1 protein-coding gene is annotated in these 785 nt (G+C 46.8%); it reads right to left on the bottom strand.

Annotated elements, in window-relative coordinates; genetic code table 11:
* Window positions 1-41 precede the first annotated feature (41 nt).
* On the bottom strand, window positions 42-785 hold a 744-nt coding region (locus A3757_RS24385; RefSeq protein ID WP_197470294.1), incomplete at its 5' end, for an NADP-dependent isocitrate dehydrogenase.

The following is a 785-nucleotide window of genomic DNA, read 5'->3' as shown; positions in this document are numbered from 1 at the left end:
ACCGGCCTGAGCCGGTTCGGTTTTTTTTCACTCAGATACGCTTACAAATTATCAAGCGCTGAATTAAAGGTATCACTTGGTCTCATCGCCTTAGTCGCTTTCGCCACATCAGGATGGTAGTAACCGCCAATATCGACAGGCTTACCTTGCACAACCGTCATTTCAGCAAGAATAGTCGACTGCTGCTCTTCTAATGTCTTAGCCAGCGCTGCAAAGCGCTCTTTTAGCTCAAGGTTATCATCTTGCGCAGCAAGCGCTTTAGCCCAATACAAGGCCAAGAAGAAGTGGCTACCACGGTTATCCAGCTCACCAGACACTCGTGACGGTGACTTATTTTCTTCCAGGAAGATAGCCGTCGCCTCATCAAGCGTTTTCGCTAGGACTTTTGCTTTCTCATTATCATTCTTAATACCCAGATCTTCCAAAGAAACAGCGATCGCTAAAAACTCACCTAAAGAGTCCCAACGCAAGTGACACTCTTCCAGGAATTGCTGAACATGCTTCGGAGCAGAACCACCAGCACCTGTTTCAAACAGACCACCACCAGCCATTAACGGAACAATAGATAGCATCTTAGCACTGGTACCCAACTCAAGAATCGGGAACAAATCCGTTAGATAATCTCGTAGTACATTACCGGTAACAGAGATCGTGTCACGGCCACGAATCAAGCGCTCCATTGTGAAGCGAATTGCCTGATCCGGCGACATGATACGAATGTCCAAACCATCCGTGTCATGATCCTGTAAGTAGGTGTTCACCTTCTTAATCATTTGCGCATCATG

The organism is Oleiphilus sp. HI0117 (assembly GCF_001635235.1).
This window is presented reverse-complemented; position numbering and strand designations above follow the sequence as displayed.